The organism is Nocardia sp. NPDC047038 (assembly GCF_040644075.1).
Classification (GTDB): Bacteria; Actinomycetota; Actinomycetes; order Mycobacteriales; family Mycobacteriaceae; genus Nocardia; species Nocardia sichangensis.
Genome location: NZ_JBEYVQ010000007.1, coordinates 347,802 through 364,017 on the forward strand (window position 1 = coordinate 347,802; position 16,216 = coordinate 364,017).

13 protein-coding genes are annotated in these 16,216 nt (G+C 68.9%); 6 read left to right on the top strand and 7 right to left on the bottom strand.

What is annotated here, in order from left to right; all coding sequences use genetic code 11:
• Window positions 1–139: 139 nt before the first annotated feature.
• Together ABZ824_RS24720 and ABZ824_RS24725 are read left to right on the top strand one after the other, a co-directional pair.
• Complete coding sequence (locus ABZ824_RS24720; RefSeq protein ID WP_356965556.1) at window positions 140–1,711, top strand: hypothetical protein; 1,572 nt, start codon at window positions 140–142, stop codon at window positions 1,709–1,711.
• Window positions 1,708–2,337, top strand: coding sequence for a DUF305 domain-containing protein (locus ABZ824_RS24725; RefSeq protein WP_356965557.1), 630 nt, complete (start codon window positions 1,708–1,710; stop codon window positions 2,335–2,337). Before ABZ824_RS24720 ends, ABZ824_RS24725 begins: the two co-directional genes overlap by 4 nt.
• Before the next feature lie 211 nt (window positions 2,338–2,548).
• Here ABZ824_RS24725 and ABZ824_RS24730 read toward each other — a convergent pair whose 3' ends face one another.
• Window positions 2,549–3,025 carry an SRPBCC family protein gene (locus ABZ824_RS24730; RefSeq protein ID WP_355080128.1) on the bottom strand — a complete coding sequence of 159 codons (477 nt, stop codon included), beginning with the start codon at window positions 3,023–3,025 and terminating at the stop codon, window positions 2,549–2,551.
• 163 nt (window positions 3,026–3,188) lie between these two features.
• Here ABZ824_RS24730 and fabG point away from each other — a divergent pair, with 163 nt between their 5' ends.
• Genes fabG through ABZ824_RS24750 form a run of 4 tightly spaced genes read left to right on the top strand, consistent with a single transcriptional unit; the run spans window position 3,189 to window position 6,943 of the window.
• Complete coding sequence (gene fabG, locus ABZ824_RS24735; protein WP_356965558.1) at window positions 3,189–3,941, top strand: 3-oxoacyl-ACP reductase FabG; 753 nt, start codon at window positions 3,189–3,191, stop codon at window positions 3,939–3,941.
• A 53-nt stretch (window positions 3,942–3,994) separates the two neighbouring features.
• Window positions 3,995–4,861, top strand: coding sequence for a sugar ABC transporter permease (locus ABZ824_RS24740; protein ID WP_356965559.1), 867 nt, complete (start codon window positions 3,995–3,997; stop codon window positions 4,859–4,861).
• On the top strand, window positions 4,851–5,672 hold the full coding sequence (locus ABZ824_RS24745; RefSeq protein WP_355080133.1) for a carbohydrate ABC transporter permease: 822 nt from the start codon (window positions 4,851–4,853) through the stop codon (window positions 5,670–5,672). The genes ABZ824_RS24740 and ABZ824_RS24745 overlap by 11 nt, the downstream gene beginning before the upstream one ends.
• Window positions 5,669–6,943 carry a sugar ABC transporter substrate-binding protein gene (locus ABZ824_RS24750; RefSeq protein ID WP_356965560.1) on the top strand — a complete coding sequence of 425 codons (1,275 nt, stop codon included), beginning with the start codon at window positions 5,669–5,671 and terminating at the stop codon, window positions 6,941–6,943. Before ABZ824_RS24745 ends, ABZ824_RS24750 begins: the two co-directional genes overlap by 4 nt.
• Before the next feature lie 27 nt (window positions 6,944–6,970).
• On the opposite strand, the gene ABZ824_RS24755 is transcribed toward ABZ824_RS24750, so the two are convergent.
• The 6 genes from ABZ824_RS24755 to aztB form a co-directional block, all read right to left on the bottom strand.
• A complete protein-coding gene (locus ABZ824_RS24755; RefSeq protein WP_356965561.1) occupies window positions 6,971–8,254 on the bottom strand; it encodes a DUF3533 domain-containing protein in 1,284 nt (427 codons plus the stop codon).
• A gap of 160 nt (window positions 8,255–8,414) precedes the next feature.
• Complete coding sequence (locus tag ABZ824_RS24760) at window positions 8,415–9,539, bottom strand: amidohydrolase family protein (protein WP_356965562.1); 1,125 nt, start codon at window positions 9,537–9,539, stop codon at window positions 8,415–8,417.
• A 280-nt stretch (window positions 9,540–9,819) separates the two neighbouring features.
• The gene (locus tag ABZ824_RS24765; protein WP_356965563.1) at window positions 9,820–11,664 is read right to left on the bottom strand and encodes a hypothetical protein; all 1,845 of its coding nucleotides are present in this window, start codon (window positions 11,662–11,664) and stop codon (window positions 9,820–9,822) included.
• A 423-nt stretch (window positions 11,665–12,087) separates the two neighbouring features.
• Window positions 12,088–13,245: a zinc metallochaperone AztD gene (gene aztD, locus ABZ824_RS24770; RefSeq protein WP_356965564.1), complete on the bottom strand. Its 1,158-nt coding sequence runs from the start codon at window positions 13,243–13,245 to the stop codon at window positions 12,088–12,090.
• Between the two features lie 14 nt (window positions 13,246–13,259).
• Entirely contained in the window at window positions 13,260–14,195 is a 936-nt protein-coding gene (gene aztC / locus ABZ824_RS24775; RefSeq protein ID WP_356965565.1) for a zinc ABC transporter substrate-binding protein AztC, read from the bottom strand.
• The gene (gene aztB, locus ABZ824_RS24780) at window positions 14,192–16,198 is read right to left on the bottom strand and encodes a zinc ABC transporter permease AztB (protein ID WP_356965566.1); all 2,007 of its coding nucleotides are present in this window, start codon (window positions 16,196–16,198) and stop codon (window positions 14,192–14,194) included. The genes aztC and aztB overlap by 4 nt, the downstream gene beginning before the upstream one ends.
• Window positions 16,199–16,216 lie beyond the last annotated feature (18 nt).

Here is a 16,216-nt window from a genome sequence, read left to right on the forward strand (position 1 = left end):
GATACACGATGACGCTGCCGTCACCGCGGCGGCCGCACCGCACGCGCTCGGGATCGACCAACAGCCGTCCGAGACCGCATCCGGACTTGTAACCGAGCACACGGGAAAGGCGCCCTCACCGCCGAGGGCCGGTACGTCCATGACTTCGTCCATCACCAGCTGGGGCCGGCGCTTCTTCGTGACCGTCGGCGCCGCAGCGATTCTCCTGCCATTCGGCATCGTCGCCGCCCAAACCGATTCCGATCCCTCCGGGCAGGTTCGCGAGGTCGGCGCCATAGCCGCGACCGCGGCCGCACGCGCCGTCTGCAATCCAGGTTCGGCCCCCGAAACAGGTTTGCAAGGCGATGTTCCCGCCGCCGACCGTGACAGCGGCCGCAGCGGCCAGGGCTACAGCTGCAACGTCACCCGGCTCGGCGCCTATGGCGGCCGCGGCGGCGGCATCAACTCGGTGACCTTCGACCACTGCGCCTACATCGGCACGTTCTTCCCTGGCGACCTGCTCGGGTCCGAAGAGGGCGTCCAGGTGGTGGACGTCGCCGATCCCACGAACCCCGTCCGCACCGCCACGCTCACCGAACCGGCCATGCTGGCAGGCACCTGGGAGAGCCTGAAGGTCAACGAGACGAGAAAACTGCTCGTCGGCACCGGGGTGCCCGCTTTGACCGGTGCGGGCCTGCTGTCGGTCTACGACCTCACCGATTGCGCGCATCCACGCCTGCTCAACCCCGGCCCGGGAACCGACCTGGCGATGCCGTTGCCGATCACGGCCCATGAGGGCGGGTTCTCCCCCGACGGCAACACCTACTGGAGTTCCGGCGTCGCACCCGGCCTGGTCAGTGCCGTCGACCTCACCGACCCCGCCGCTCCCCACGTGGTCTGGCAGGGTCTGCCCGGCCTGTCCATGCACGGATTCGGGTTCAGCCCCGACGGCAACCTCATGTACCTGGCGAACAACATGGGCGGGCTGATGATTCTGGACGTCGGCGCGGTGCAGCGCCGCGATCCCGGCCCGCAGGTGCGCGAACTGTCGCACCTCACCTGGACCGACGGCTGGGCCAGCCAGCACAACATCCCCGTGACCTATGGCGGCAGGCCGTACGTGTTCGCCACCAACGAGGCCGGATCCGGCGGCGTCAAGATCATCGATGTCGCCGAGCCCACCCGGCCGCGCATCGTCGAGACCATCAAACTCGAGATCAACCTGCCGGAGAATCAGGACACCGCAATGGCTTCCGCCGCGGGCGGCTCGCTGTTCGCCTACGACACGCATTACTGCGCCGCGGACCGGGCGGCCGATCCCACGGCGCTGGCGTGCAGCTGGACCTCCTCGGGCATCCGTGTGTTCGATGTCCGGGATCCGTCGGCCGTCCGGGAGATCGCCTACTACAACCCGCCCGCGCGCACCGGCCGCAACACCGAGCTCTGGAATTCACCGCACGCGCTCGCGTCGATCATCGGCCCGCCGGTGCTGGCCGGTCCCGCGGTGGTGCAGGCGGTGCTGCAAGGCCAGTTCGATCTCACGCAGGCGACGAGCGAACGAAGCGGCATGCTCGCCTTCGGTGATCTCTCCACGGACTGGTGCTTCTCGCCGCCGGAATGGCGGGGCAACCAACTCTGGACCACCTGCGCCGACAACGGCTTCTTGGCGCTGGAAGTGGACCGGAACGTGTACACGCCGCCCGCCGACCAGCGTTCGACCACGGGATCATGATCCGCCGCCGGTGGCTCGGGGCGGCCACGCTCGCCGCCTTCGCGGTGCTGCTGCTGGTGGCGGGCGCGGCGCTGCGGCCGTTGGTGGTAGGCGCGGACAGCACCGCCGCACCGCTGCTGGACAGCACCGAAACCGGTTTCGTCCAGGACATGATCGCGCACCACAATCAGGCGCTGCTCCTGGTCCAGCGACTCGACGGCGGCGCCGACCCGGCGGTGCGCGCGCTGGCACAACAGATCGCCGACACCCAGCGCACCGAGATCGGCATGATGCTCGGCTGGCTGCGCATGGCCCGGCTCGCGGTGACCAATCCGCACCCGATGGCGTGGATGCACGCGGAGGCCGACCACGAGCACCACGCGACCGCCGGGCACGCGACGATGCCAGGCATGGCGAGCCAGGACGAACTCCACGCGCTCGGCGCCGCGCGGGGCGCCGAGGCGGCGACCGGTTTCCTGCGCCTGATGCAGCGCCACCACTACGGCGGCATCCAGATGGCGCAGGCGGCGGATCGCCGGCTGAACGGCGGCATGGTCGAACAGATCGCCCGCGACATGATCAGCACCCAGGGACAGGAAGTCGGCCTCATCGGCTTGCTGCTGTCCCGAGAGCAGGCACCACGCTGAGATGCGCCCGGCGACTATCGCGACGGCGTGTGTCGCCGGGTCACCGGTCCGGCCGTGTCCCAGCCCTGAACCACCGCATCGTGCGTGCTCTCACCGCCGTTGAGGCACCACACTCGATACGGCTCCGGCGCGACTGGGCCGGGCCACATCGCGGTGGCCCTGCGTGGGTGTTCCGAGGCCACGACATTCGGCGACCGGACGACGACGCCGACTACCGCTGCGACGAAACCGCTTGCTGCTCGGCCAGTTCGGCGAGCCGGTCGAGGGAGGCCGACAGCTTGTCCGCGGTGGTCGCGCGCGCCCGGACCTGACGCTTCTCGTCGGTGAGCGACGTCCAGTCGTAGGTGTGGGTGACCAGGGTGCGGCCCTCACCCACCGGCTCCAGTTCCCAGCGCCAGAGGTGGCCGGGCGGCTGCTTGCCCGGCTCCGACGGATGCCACGCGATGCGGCTGCCCTCGGTGAACTCCACCACGTGGTTGTCGCGCACAGCCCCGTTGGTCAGGGTGGTGCTGAACACCGCTCCGGCTTCTCGCACCCGCTGCCCCGCCGCGGCCTCGGCCAGGTTGTCGTTGCCGTCCCAGCGCGGCTGCTCGGCGGGATCGGCGATGAGCTCGAAGATCTCCGCGGGATTCGCGTTGATCTCACGGCTGGCGCTGACGATACGGGGAACCTCGTTCTGCTCGGTCACGTGCCGATCGAAGCATCCGGGTCGAGAGCCGGGCAAGCCTTCCGCTCGAGGTCGGTGTTAATTCCCCGGCGCCGATCCGGCGACCGATCCGCCTCCCGGCCACGGCGGACCGGTGCGGTAAGACTGATTCGATCCGACATCCGATCGACGAAGGGACGCGCTCATGGGCGAGCGAGTTGCAGTAGTGTCCGGCGCCGCACGAGGAATCGGCGCGGCGATCGCCAAGCGCTTGGCGGCGGACGGGCTTCGGGTCGGCGTGCTCGACCTCGACGCGGCCGCCTGCGCCGACACGGTCGGCGCGATCACCGAGGCGGGCGGCCGAGCCGTCGCGCTCGGTGCCGACGTGTCGAACGAGGGGTCGGTCGCCGCCGCCGTCGCGCAGCTGGAGAACGAGCTGGGGGCGCCGACCGTCGTCGTGAACAACGCGGGCATCCTGCGCGACAACCTGCTGTTCAAGATGAGCGTCGACGACTGGGACGCGGTGCTGAACGTGCACCTGCGCGGCGCCTTCCTGCTCACCCGCGCGGTGCAGAAGCACATGGTCGAGCAGAAGTGGGGACGGGTCGTCAACATGTCCAGCACTTCGGCGCTCGGCAATCGCGGCCAGGTGAACTATTCGGCGGCGAAGGCCGGTTTGCAGGGCTTCACCAAGACCTTGGCGTTCGAGCTGGGCAAGTTCGGCGTCACCGCCAACGCCATCGCTCCCGGGTTCATCGTCACCGACATGACCGCCGCCACCGCCGCGCGCGTCGGCGTCTCCTTCGAGGACTTCCAGAAGGCCGCCGCCACGCAGATTCCCGTGCAGCGCGTCGGCACGCCCGAGGACATCGCGCACACCGCCTCGTTCCTGGTGAGCGAGGGCGCCGGTTTCGTTTCCGGCCAGGTGATCTACGTGGCGGGCGGCCCGACCAACTGACGACCCCCCCGCCCGCCGTGCCGGGGCGGGCGGGGGCGGTAACGTCGCAGCACATGAATCGGCGTGGGGCTCGTCGCGGCATGACGAGCTATGTTCTCTTGCTGCCGAGCCTGATCGGTGTCGGCGCGTTTCTGGTGCTGCCGATTCTGGTGGTGGCCTGGCTCAGTCTGCACAGCTGGAACCTGTTGGGACCGATGGAGTTCGTCGGACTGCGCAACTGGCGGTCGGTGCTGGGAGACGCCGCGTTCGGCCACGCCCTGCTGGTGACGCTGGTGTTGACCGCGATCGTGGTGCCCGCTCAGACGGTGCTGGGTTTCGCGGTCGCGGCATTGCTGGCCCGGCGGCGCGGCGCGACGAGTCTCCGGGTCATGTACGCGCTGCCGTGGATGTGCGCGCCGGTGGCGGTGGGTGTGGTGTGGCAGTGGATGTTCGCTCCCACCGGTGGCGCCGTCAACGCCGCGCTCGGCCTGCGCGTCGAATGGCTCTCGGATCCGGCGCTGGCGCTGCCGTCGGTGGCCGTGGTGAGCGTGTGGGCGAACTTCGGTTACGTGGCGCTGTTCTTCGTGGCCGGAATCCGCGCGATCCCGGACGAGATCCTCGACGCCGGTGCGCTGGACGGGGCCACCGGCTGGCGCCGGATCCGCTGGCTGATCCTGCCGCTGCTGCGGCCCACCATGTTCTTCGTATTGGTCACCGGCGTACTGACCGCCTTCCAGACCTTCGACACCGTGTACGCGTTGACCAAGGGCGGACCGGGCGACCGCACCGATGTGCTCGCGATGCGGATCTTCACCGAGGCATTCGACGCCGCACGGCCCGGCCGCGCCGCCGTCATGGCGCTCGTGGTGTTCGCGGTCATGTTCGCGATCACCGTGGCGCAGCACCGCTACTTCCGGGATCGGACCACTTATGAGCTCTGATCGCCTACGTTCGGCGGCCGCCTACGCGATCCTCTCGGCCGGAGCGTTGCTGACCGTGGCGCCCCTGCTGCTCAGCGCGCTCACCGCCGTGAAGACACCCGGCCAGTTCGCGACCGGGTCGCCGCTGGCCCTGCCGCATCCGGTCACCGCCGACAATTTCCGGACCGTACTGGACTACGGCTTCGGGCGTGCGGTGCTGGTGACCGCGTTGATGACGGTGTTCATCACCGGCGGCCAATTGATCACTTCGGTGCTGGCGGCATACGCGTTCGCCCGCACCGATTTCCCGGGACGCGACGCGCTCTTCTGGGTGTATCTGGGCACCATGATGGTGCCGCCGATGGTGACTCTCATTCCGCTGTACCTGATGTTCGCGCGCCTGGACCTGCTGAACACCTTCTGGGCGCTGGTGCTGCCGTTCGTGTTCGGATCGCCGTACGCGGTCTTCTTGCTGCGTCAGTACTTTCGGGCGATTCCGCAGGAGCTGATCGGCGCGGCGCGGCTCGACGGCGCGAACACCCTCGACATCATCGTGCACGTCATGGTGCCGATGAGCAGACCGGTGCTGGCGACCTTGACGCTCATCACGATCGTCTCGCAGTGGAACAATTTCATGTGGCCGCTGGTCGCGAGCAGCGGCCGCTCGTGGCAGGTGCTGACGGTGGCGACGGCGAATCTGCAGACCCGCTACAACGCGCAGTGGACCCTGGTGATGGCGGCCACGACGCTGGCCATCGCGCCGCTGGTGGTGCTGTTCGTGATCTGCCAGCGGCAGGTGCTGCGCTCGATCGCGTGGACGGGGGTGAAATGAGGACATCGACCCGCGTGGTGCTCGCCCTCGCACTCGCCGCGGCACTGCTGGTCGCGGCGGCCCTGTGGCTCGGTCGTGACGGCGACGGGTCCGGCCGCACCGTGGTGGGGTTGCGGATCTGGGACGAGAGTCTGGTACCCGCCTACCAGGCCTCGCTCGCGGAGTTCGAGCGGGTGAATCCGGACCTCGCAGTGCGGATCACGGTGGTGCCGTGGTCGTCGTATCGGCAGAAACTCCGCTTGGACGTGGCCGGTGGCACCGCCGACGATCTGTTCTGGACCAATCTGTACGAGGACTACGCCGATGCCGGGCGGTTGCTCGACATCGGGGCGACGCTCGGTCCCGAGGCCGCGAGTGCCTGGGACCCCTCGGCGGTCGCGCAGTACACGCGCGACGGGAAGCTTTGGGCTGTACCGCAATTCGTCGATGCCGGAACCGCGGTGTACTACAACCGCGACCTGCTCGCGGCCGCGCACATCGATCCCGCGGAGCTGACCGCGATGCGGTGGAGTCCCGGCGGCGACGACACCCTGCGCCCACTGCTGCGCAGACTGGCGGCGGTCGCGCCGTGGGCGTACAACGCGGGTTACGACTTCCAGTCCATCGAACTGCCCTATCTGGGCTCGAACGGAGCGCGCTTCCAAGACGACCATGACAATTTCGTCTTCGACAGCCCGCAGGGCGTGGCGGCGTTCGACTATCTGGTGCGGTTGATCGCCGACGGACTCGCGCCATCGCCCGCGGACACCAACACCAATCCCGACTTCGCGAAGAACGCTTTCTTACAGGGCAAATTGGCGCTGCTGCAGTCCGGGACATTCAATCTCGCGCAAATCTCCGAACAGGCCCGCTTCGAGTGGGGCGTCGCGCTGCTGCCCGCGGGCCCGGCGGGACGGGTGAGCACGAACAACGCGATCGGCGTCGCGGGTAACGCGGCCACCCGTCATCCCGACGCGGTGCGCCGGGTGCTGGCCTGGCTCGGCAGCGGCGCGGGCAACCGCCACCTGGCCGAGGGCGGCGCCACCATCCCGGCAGTCGTGTCCGAACAGCAGCGCTATCGCGACTACTGGGCCGGGAAGGGCGTGGAGGTCTCCCCCTTCTTCGACGTACTCCGGGGCCCGCGCATCTCCTCTGGTGGCGGACCGGGTTTCTCGGCCGCGCTCCGCGCCGTCGACCCGATTTTCGCCGAAATGTATCTCGGCCGGATTCCGGTGCCGGAAGCGTTGTCGCGCGCCCAGGCCGCGGCCGAGGCCGCCGTCGCGCAGAACTGAGCGAGCGCCGGAGAAGATCCGGCCGCCCTAGGATGTGGTGCCGCGATTCGCGGTGCGCGTCAATCCTTTCCGGTCGTAGAACGCCGTCACCGCCGCACCGGAGCACAAGCCGATGACCAGGCCGAGTAGCGCCATCCAGACACCGCGTTCCAGGCCCGCCGCGGCTCTGGCCTCGAAGTACAGGATCGCGCGGACGCCGAGGAAGACCTGATGCATCGGCTCGAATGTGGACAGCCAGGCGAAGTACGTAGGCGTCGCCTCGATGGGCACGCTTCCGCCTGCCGAGGGCAACCCCAGCACGATGAACAGGATCAGGTTGACGAGCATGCCCGCGGCGCCGAAGGCGGCGAGTATCGACAGCGCGGTGACGCCCACGGCGAGGATGGCGAACGTGGAATAGAGGAACAGCAGCAAGGCTTTGTCGATGGGCATGTCCAAAGCCGTCCCGACGCCGAGGAACACACCGGACACGATCGGCGCGGCGACGGCGAGCACGCCCCATTTCAGCAGCAATGTGCGCAGCCGGGAGATCGGAGTGGGCGGATAGTGCACATACCACGGCCCGTACTCGGTCGGCGTGAATCCGAGCGAAGCGTCCACCATGGTGTGGATGATCATGGCGCCGGTGAATCCGGCCAGCAGGATCAGCAGCGTGTAGAAGAAGGCCGACAACCCGCCGCCGGTGCCTTCGGGCAGTGGCCGATACGGCGCGATCACCACGTCGATCGGCTCGGCCAGCAGCAACTGGCTGGCTCCGGCCAACTGCGGCGCGGGTCCGCCGGAGGACCGCAGTTGTTCGTCCACCGCGGCGGTGAGCTGCTGTCCGACCGTGGTGTTGACCGCGCCCAGTGCCTGTTCGGCGATACGCAGCGTGATCTGCGTGGCGTAGGTGCCGGTGCGCGGATTGGTCTGCACGGTGATCACCGGCCGGTCGACCTTTCCGGATACCACACCGGCGGCGCCGAGGATCGCGAGCCGCTTGGTGAAATCACTCGGAATGACGATCGCACCGTAGATCTTGCCGTCGCGCATCAGCAATTGCGCTTCGGTGATGCCGATGACGCGCAGGTCGACTTTGTCGGCCGGGATGTTCGCGGTGAGCGCCGCGGTGATCTGGTTGCCCACGTTGGCCGGTTTCCCGGCGAGTGTGTCGCCCGCATCCTGGTTCACGACGGCGAGCGGCAAGTCGTGCAGATTCTTTTCGGGGTTGACGACGTACCCGAGATACATCACCGATAGCAACGCCATGAGCAGCGTGACGACGACAAGGGGTCGGATCCAGGTACGGATCCGCATGGGTTTCGCTGCCATGGAACCGGCTCCTCTCGCGGCGGACAAAAGACTGCTCGGCGGCGCGGACATATTCGGCGAACTGCTGGTTATCTTCACCCCTGTGCGCGGACATCCCGAAAACGTGGTCCGGAGTTTCGCCGGGAAACCCTGCGCGCCGTCGATCGCGAGTGGCAGGCGCTCATGCGTCGATCGCCGCGGCCAAGCGGGGCAGTTGCCGCAGCGGATTGATCCGCTCGACCTCCATCCGCTGGGCCGCGTCGAAGATGTCGCTGAGTCCGGGGGCCGGATCATGCGTGCCGGTCTGCGGCAGGGTGAGCGCGCTGAAGGGCCAGTCGGAACCGAAGACGACGTGCTCGCGCTTCCCGACGGCGAGCACGCTCGCCATCGCCGCGGCCGATCCGCTGAGCGCGGTGTCGTAGTAGAAGTTCGCGATCTGGCGTTGCGTGTCGAGTACCGACGGCCTGGGCAGATCGTCGGGCCACAGTTCGCCGAGCACCGTTTGCGACGCGACGCTGACGCGGTGGGACAGGAACGGAAGTGTCCCGCCCGCGTGCGCGAGCTGGAAGCGGATGTTCCGGTAGCGCTGCGTCGTGCCGGTGGCCATCATCAAGGTCGCCGCGCGCGTGGTGTCGAAGGTGAATTCTTCGAGGAAGTCCGGCAGCGGCAGCTTCGGCTTGGCCTCGGCGGGGATGGCGGCCGGATGCACGAAGACATGGGCGCTGCGTTGGTTCAGCGCGATCAGCAATGGCTCGAAACGCGGATCACCGAGGTAGACGCCGTCGTAGGCGGACAGCAGCACCACACCGTCGAGGTGCAGTTCATCCAGCGCGTAGACGGCTTCCGCGACGGAGGCGGCGACGTCGGGCATCGGCAGGACCGCGAAGGCGCCGAATCGCTTCGGATGCGTTTGCAGCAGCCTTGCGGCATACGTGTTGCAGTAGCGGGCCAGGTCGTTCGCCTCCTTGCCACGCAGGAACGACACGCCGGGGTCGGACACCGACAGCGCCTGCGCCTGGATCCCGTAGTAGTCCATGAACGCCAGCGCCTGTTCCGGGGACCAATCCGGCGTCGGGTATCCGCCGATGGTGACGTGACCGTGGTCGAGCAGCGCCGCACGGTAGTCCGGTGGCAGGAAGTGGGCGTGCAGGTCGATCCGGTAGGTACCCGACGGCGCAGGTTGCCCGGTACGAGCCGGGGTCGCTCGAGCGATAGCCGACGTGGCGGCGATGCCCAGCGTTCCGGCGACAACGCCGCCAAAGGCGCGACGCCTGCTCGTCTTCCTGCGGAATCGGGAATCGGTCATAGCAGTCCTCACTCGTCCGGACGGGGAAAACGGACCGGTCCGCCGATGCTTTCCGCACCGCCGGACGGCATGCGATGAAATCATCAACTACGACGAAATATTCGTCAAGAGTAAATGATGAAATGGTCAGGACCGTGGAGAGATTCAACTGTCGAGGCGTACCTACGCAGAGACGAACCGCGTGGAAGGCGGCCGAGCCATCGCCGGCAGCGGAGACGATCGGCTTCGGAGCCGCTGAAGTAGATCGAATGGCGGAGGTCTCCGCGATCCGGTCGGAGCTTCAGTTGTCGTACGACGCGACGCCGACCGGGCCGACGCCGAGGCACAGGTCTAGCCCCGGTGTCTCGGCGGAGATTCGCAGTGCCGAGCCGCTGCCGACGAGGCGGACGAACACGGTGTTCAGTCCCTTCCGGACCGGCGCCGACACCGCTTCACCGTGTTCCAGGGCGACGCTGATCCGGCCATCACGACTGGCCACGTAATTGATTTGCGCGGTCCACTTGTTCGCGAGCAGGGGGCCGTCGAGACGCGGGAACGCCGGCCTCGTTCCGTCGACGCGGTAGCCACAGCCGGGCTCCGGTCCGGGGAGGATGGCCCGGTTCCACCAGACCGCCGCGTCGACGATCGCACCGTCGTCGGTGATCATCCGCAAGTGCGGTGTCGCGACCGCGAACGTGCCGGGGGCGGCCACGGACGCCAGCACGCTGCTGGTCAGATTCTGCGGATAGGCCATCGGATTCAACACGTTCCACGGCACCTCCTGCTCGAGCAGGGGCGCGCCGTCCCATGCGCGCAGTGCCGATTTCACGTTGGTGACATACGTTTCGGACGGACCGACCCGCCACGATCGCACGAATGTCCAGGTGGACCAGAGACTGCTCGCGACGAACACCGCTGTCACCGCGACCGTCAGCTGCCGGACGGGAAGCCCGATGCGCCGCGGATTCCGGGACGGCCGGGGGCGAGCCCGCACCATGAGCGCGCCCGCGGCCGCCGCGATCACCGCCGAGTCGGCGAAATAGCGCAGCGACTGCATCAACTCCCCCGCGGTGTTCGGTCCGCCACGAGCCAACGCGACGGCCAGCTGAGCGATCACGACGTAGACGGCGGCCGTCAGCCATACCGCCCCGATCCGCTGCCGGGTGCGCATCGACAGCGCCACCACCGCGCCCAGCGCCAGCCACGCCGCTACCACCGCCCAGCCGGGGGGATCCGCCCACGGCGTCGACGGCAGCCACCGCTCCCACACCCACGGACCGCCGGACAGCGCGGGCACGATCCCCAGGGAGGCCGCGCCGGGCAGCAGGTCGCGCAACTCGTCCCAGTCGTCGGGCAGCCCCGGCCCTGCGACCACCGCGAGATAGGCGATGGTCCAGAAGCCCAGGACCGCGGACGATCCGATCCACAGCGCCGCGCCCCGCCGCGCCACCACACGAATCGGGGACTCGCCGCCGTCGACATGGCGGACCAGCGCAGTCACGGCGAACGCGACGAACGGCACGACCGCCGACTTCTCGAAGAACAGCAACGCCACCACGAGCACCGCGACGCCGGACAGCGCGTATCGGCGGCGACCGCTCCGCACCAGCGACACCGCGTCCCCGATCACCCAGGCGAGGGCGAATTGCAGCGGCAGTGCGTTGAGAGCGGCGGCCCACCAAGCGAAAGCCGGGATCGTCAGGGGGCAGAACAGATAGAAGACCAGCGGAATCAGGAGCGGCCACCGGGGGCCCACGATGAGCAGCAGCATGCGCACCACGGCTACCGACGCACCCACTTGCATGAGCAGCAGCACCGTCACCGGTCCCGCCCAGACCAGCGGCGCGACCGCGTTCACCGCCCAGGCCGTGACGAAGGCCAACGGCATGAAGTGCCCGTCGTGGTCGTACAGCAGCAGATCGGTGGACCACAGCCCGTAGCGGGCCGCCCGGCCGACCAGGATGAAATCGTCCCAATAGAAGAAGCCGCTGTCGGCCACCCACCAGCGGACGGCCAGCTGCACCACGACCAGGCATCCGGCCACGACGACCACCGGTTGTGCCTTCGCGATCCTCCGGACGCGGCCCAGCGCCGACACCGGAGGAACGCGCGCCGACTCCGGCGCGGCGAGCGCAGCAGTGTCCATGCCAACCCACCGTAGCGGCGGTCGCGCCGTGGATCGCGCCTCGACGGCTATGCAGCGTTCACGCGCCCTCCCGCCAGTAGGGCCGATCGCCCGACGTCGCGGTCTTCGCGACGTCCAGTTCCGCGTCGTCCCGCAAGGGCCTCGATCAGCGCGACACTGCCCGCGATGCCGGTCCCCACTGCCCTACCTGGCCGAACGGCCCCCGGAAGGATAGATAGTCCGGCGCGGGAATGCGCAGACGCGGCGCATCGATCTCCTCCGGCGGGAAGGCCGGTGCGACGGGGGCGCGGACACGAGTTCCGCGGACTCGTCCACGCTGAGGACCGAGGAACCGCCGTAAATGTCGCCGAAGCCGTCCCAGAGCCCGAAATAGCACTCCTCCGCGGTAGCGACGGCCGTTCGCGTGGTGTCTCGCCTCGGGCGTCAGTGCCCGACCACTCCGCTCACTTCATTCGGTGTGTTCGGCAGCGTGACGCTCGCCGTCTTCGCTCCGGTGCCCAGGTCGACGCGGTGGACTTGCTTCGCGGCCGGGTCCGAGACGTAGGCGATGTCGCCGCGGACGAACAGCGCGGGTCGCGGCTTCTGCCACTCCAGCGGCTCTTGCCAGGAGCCGGTCACGGGAATCGTGCGCACGACGGCGCCCGCGACGGGATCGATCACGTGAATGCGGCCGTCGGTGCCCAGAACCAGGGCTTCGCCGTGCGGGCCACGGGCCAGCGAGCGGAAGGTGTAGCTGGTACCCAGGTCGACCAGGCGCAACGTGCTGGTGGCCGTGTCGATCAGCGAAACGCGCTGAGGGCGTTCGAGCTCGGCGTCTCTGTCCTGCTTGTAGTCACCGAGGACGACGGGCGAGGTCTCGCTGCCCGCCTGGTTGCCGATCCGGCCGTACTCGGTCGGGCTGGTGACCTTGGTGATCGCGCCGTTGCGGTAGACGAGCACGCCGTTCTCGCAGCCGATCACGACGGCCTCGCCCGCGGCGGTCGCCTCACCGTGTACGCCGGGGCAGTCCTCGTTGCGCGCCTTCTCGGTGCGGTTCTCGTCGAGTACCACGATGCCGGTCCGTTTCTCCTCGGTGCCGAGGGTGAGGACGAGTTCACCGTCGGCGAGTTCGATCGCGACGCCGTGATGCGGGGCGGCCGCGCGGTAGGTGGTGGTCTTCGGCGCGCCTTCGGCGAGATCGGCCGGGTCGAACGCGACGACTTCACCGGTGCCGTCGCTGAACAACACGGTCCGCCCGGCATGCCGCACCACGTGCCCGGGATGGGGGCCGGGGAACTCGATGCCGGTGAATTCGCCTGCGACGGCATCGAAGACGCGGAAGCCTTCTTTCGTCGAGACGATCAGGTGGCGGTCGTCGCCCGCCGGGTTGAGCCGGTTGAAGCCGTCGAGTTCGACCGTGTCCGCGAGTTCGAGGGTGGCGCCGTCCAGTACGTGGATCCCGCCGTCGTAGGTGATCGCGACGGGTTCGGCGATCCGCGGGGTGTCATGTTCGGAAGCGGTGTCGGCGCCGCAACCGGCGAGCACTACGGTCAGCAAGCCGATCAGGGCCGACGATTTCGTGGTTCGTGACCGAACGGGCATGAGTTACTCCGTCTTCATCTGGTGTTCGGGTGCTGGGCAGCGGCCAAGCCGCGCACGATCGATTCGGTGTTGGCCCGCATCATTTCCAGGTAGGTGCCGGCGCCGCCGCCGGGTTCGGTGAGCGACTCCGAGTACAGCGAGATCACCTGCACGTGCACACCGGCCTGCTCGGCGAGCACACGGGCCAGGCGGTCCGGCTGCGAGGAGTCGGCGAAGATCGCGCCCACCCCGGCGGCCCGGATTGCTCCGGCGAGGGCGGAGAGATCCGACGGGCTCGGTGCGGCGAGCGTGGTCCCGCCCGGTATCACGGCGCCGACCACTTCGAAGCCGAATCGCTGTGCCGGGTAACCGAAGACGTGGTGGTTGGTGACCAGCTTCCGCCGCTCGGCGGGGATGGTCGCGAACCGCTGGGTCATCCAGCGGTCGAGCCGGTCGAGTTCGGCGAGGTAGCGGTCGGCTCCGGTCCGCACGGTCGCGGCGTCGTCGCCGTCGACCTGCTCGATGATCCGGTCCCGAATGACTTCCACCGCCTTGCGCACCCGGCGCGGGTCGGTCCAGAAGTGGGGATCCGGCCTGCCGTCCGCGTCGTCCGTGGAGTAGTCGATCGGATCGATCGCCGCGCCGACGGATACCCCTGCCACTCCGGATCTCTCGGCCGCCTCGACGTTGCGCAGCACACTCTCCTCGAGGCCGAGACCGTTGTAGACGATCAGGCTCGCGCGGTCGAGCCGGGCCGCCTGCTGGGCGGAGAGGGCGAAGAAGTGCGGGTCCGCGTTCGCCGGCATGAGCACGGTGACCTCGACCGCGTCCCCCGCGATGGCGCGGGTGAGATCGCCGAGGATGTTGGTGGTGACGACGACTCCGTCGCGATCGGCGTCGGCATTCGAGCATGCGGTGAGCGCGAGCAGGGCGACGGCGAACAGCGCGCACCAGTGAGCGGCATGTCTCATCGGCCGGTCTCCACCATCGCCGTGGGCACGATGTCGAGGCCGAAGGTTCGTGCGGCACGCAGGTTGTCGGCGTAGTCGATCTCGTGGATCGCTCGCGCCGCGGGATCGTTGAGGTAGGCGCGGTGCTCGTCGACGAGGATCAGCGGCGCGGGTGCGCCGTCGAGTACCGGCGCGGTGAACGGTCGGGCCGCGGCGGTCTCCCGTCCGGACACAGCGTCGTAACTGTGCAGCAGGCCGTCCGCGGTGAAGACCAGCAGTGGCGCGCCCTCGCCCGCGGTATTCGCCGCGACCACCGGACCGGTGTCCACCGCGGTCCAGGACTTGCGCCGGACGTCGAGCACCCACACCCCGCGCAGGCCCGCCTTCGCCACCAGCGTCGCGCTGCCGGCGCGGTGGAAGAACGCGGTCGCGCGGTCGTCGTCGGAGATGCCGTGCGGATAGGGAATCTTCTCGCCGCTGAACACCGCGTTCCGGGCCGTCACCACCAACGCGCCGTCGGCGCAACCGAAGACGACACCACGCCTGGTCACCGCCGAGCCATACGGACGCGGACACTCTTGGGCGAGGACCGAGGCGGGCGCTCCGTCTCGGGCACGAACCTCGATCCGGTCCCGGGCGGGCACGGCCACCAGCAGGTGCTCGGCGTATGGCACGGCGGCTCCGTCGGCGATCACGCCGCGCTCGTGTCGCGACCCCGCACCCAGCGCGGACCGATCCAGCAGCGCTGTGCCACCCGCGTCGGAAACCAGTGCGGTCACCGCACTGTCGGCATACGCGGCCGACACCGGGCCACCGGCGAGGGCGCCCAGATCGCGGACGGGTGCCCGGTAGTAGTGCACGTGATCGCCGTGATCGACCGTCCATGCGCCCGCGTCCACGATCCGCACCCCGTCGCGGGCGGACAAGAAGGCGTAGCGCCCATCGGCGGTCACGCGGCCGACGCCTTCCGCTCGGCCGAGATCGATGACGTCCGCGGTGACGAGGTCGACCACCCGCACCGCGCCGGTCCCGCTGTCGACCAAGACCAGACGCGGCTGCGCCTCGTCGGCCTCCTGCGCGCCCGCCACATAACCGTGCGGCGGCGTCTCCGGAGGTCCGGTGGAATCGCCTGTCCCGCAACCGATCAAGGGCGTCATCGTGGCGAGTACCAGGAGCACGGCCAGTGGTTTCGGCGTCCCGCGCGAGGACCGGATCCGATCACGCACCCAGGACGACAGCGCCGAGACGAAGAACAGCGCGACGGCCGTCGCCGCGATGGTCGCCCCGGCGGCGGTGTGCGCGTGCCACGAGATCAGCAGCCCGGCGAAGGTGGCCACCGCCCCGAGCGCGGCGGCGGCGAGCATGATCGCCGGGATGCGATGCACCCAGTAGACGGCCGCCGCGGGCGGCGCGATGAGCAGACCGAAGACCAGCAATGTGCCGACGATGTGGAACGACGCGACTATCGCCAGGGTCAGCAGAGCGATCAGCGCCACGTTCGCCAGGCGAGGCCGTAATCCGAGGGTGTGCGCCTTGCGCGGGTCGAAGGTCAGCGCGACGAATGCCCGGTAGCCCAGCACCGAGATCACCGCCGCGAGAACCGTGGCCGCGACCAGGTACCACAGGTCACGTTCTCCGACGGCGAGTACGTCACCGAAGAGGAAGCCGGTCAGGTCGACCGCGAACGAGGGCGAACGCGACACGATGATCACGCCTGCCGACAGCATCCCGACGAACAGCAGCCCGATGCCGGTGTCCGCGGCGAATCGCGTCCCACGGCCGAGCACCGAGACGCCGACGGCCATCGCCGCGGCGCTGAATGCCGCGCCCAGCAACAGGTTTCCGCCGACCAATGCTGCGATCGCGACGCCTGGCAGCATGCCGTGCGCCATCGCGTCGCTGAGAAAAGCCATGCCGCGCAACACCACCCACGTGCCCGCCAGAGCGCACAGACACGACACGAGCAATCCGCCCCACAACGCCCGCTGCACGAACGAAACCTCGAACGGGGCCAACCACTCCATGACGCAGCACTCTACAAT

What these genes read in the sequence shown, in the direction of transcription:
- ABZ824_RS24720 (WP_356965556.1), top strand. Translation starts at nt 140, where the DNA reads ATGACTTCGTCCATCACCAGCTGGGGCCGGCGCTTCTTCGTGACCGTC.
- ABZ824_RS24725 (WP_356965557.1), top strand. Translation starts at nt 1,708, where the DNA reads ATGATCCGCCGCCGGTGGCTCGGGGCGGCCACGCTCGCCGCCTTCGCG.
- fabG (WP_356965558.1), top strand. Translation starts at nt 3,189, where the DNA reads ATGGGCGAGCGAGTTGCAGTAGTGTCCGGCGCCGCACGAGGAATCGGC.
- ABZ824_RS24740 (WP_356965559.1), top strand. Translation starts at nt 3,995, where the DNA reads ATGAATCGGCGTGGGGCTCGTCGCGGCATGACGAGCTATGTTCTCTTG.
- ABZ824_RS24745 (WP_355080133.1), top strand. Translation starts at nt 4,851, where the DNA reads ATGAGCTCTGATCGCCTACGTTCGGCGGCCGCCTACGCGATCCTCTCG.
- ABZ824_RS24750 (WP_356965560.1), top strand. Translation starts at nt 5,669, where the DNA reads ATGAGGACATCGACCCGCGTGGTGCTCGCCCTCGCACTCGCCGCGGCA.
- ABZ824_RS24755 (WP_356965561.1), bottom strand. Translation starts at nt 8,254, where the DNA reads ATGGCAGCGAAACCCATGCGGATCCGTACCTGGATCCGACCCCTTGTC.
- ABZ824_RS24760 (WP_356965562.1), bottom strand. Translation starts at nt 9,539, where the DNA reads ATGACCGATTCCCGATTCCGCAGGAAGACGAGCAGGCGTCGCGCCTTT.
- ABZ824_RS24765 (WP_356965563.1), bottom strand. Translation starts at nt 11,664, where the DNA reads ATGGACACTGCTGCGCTCGCCGCGCCGGAGTCGGCGCGCGTTCCTCCG.
- aztD (WP_356965564.1), bottom strand. Translation starts at nt 13,245, where the DNA reads ATGCCCGTTCGGTCACGAACCACGAAATCGTCGGCCCTGATCGGCTTG.
- aztC (WP_356965565.1), bottom strand. Translation starts at nt 14,195, where the DNA reads ATGAGACATGCCGCTCACTGGTGCGCGCTGTTCGCCGTCGCCCTGCTC.
- aztB (WP_356965566.1), bottom strand. Translation starts at nt 16,198, where the DNA reads ATGGAGTGGTTGGCCCCGTTCGAGGTTTCGTTCGTGCAGCGGGCGTTG.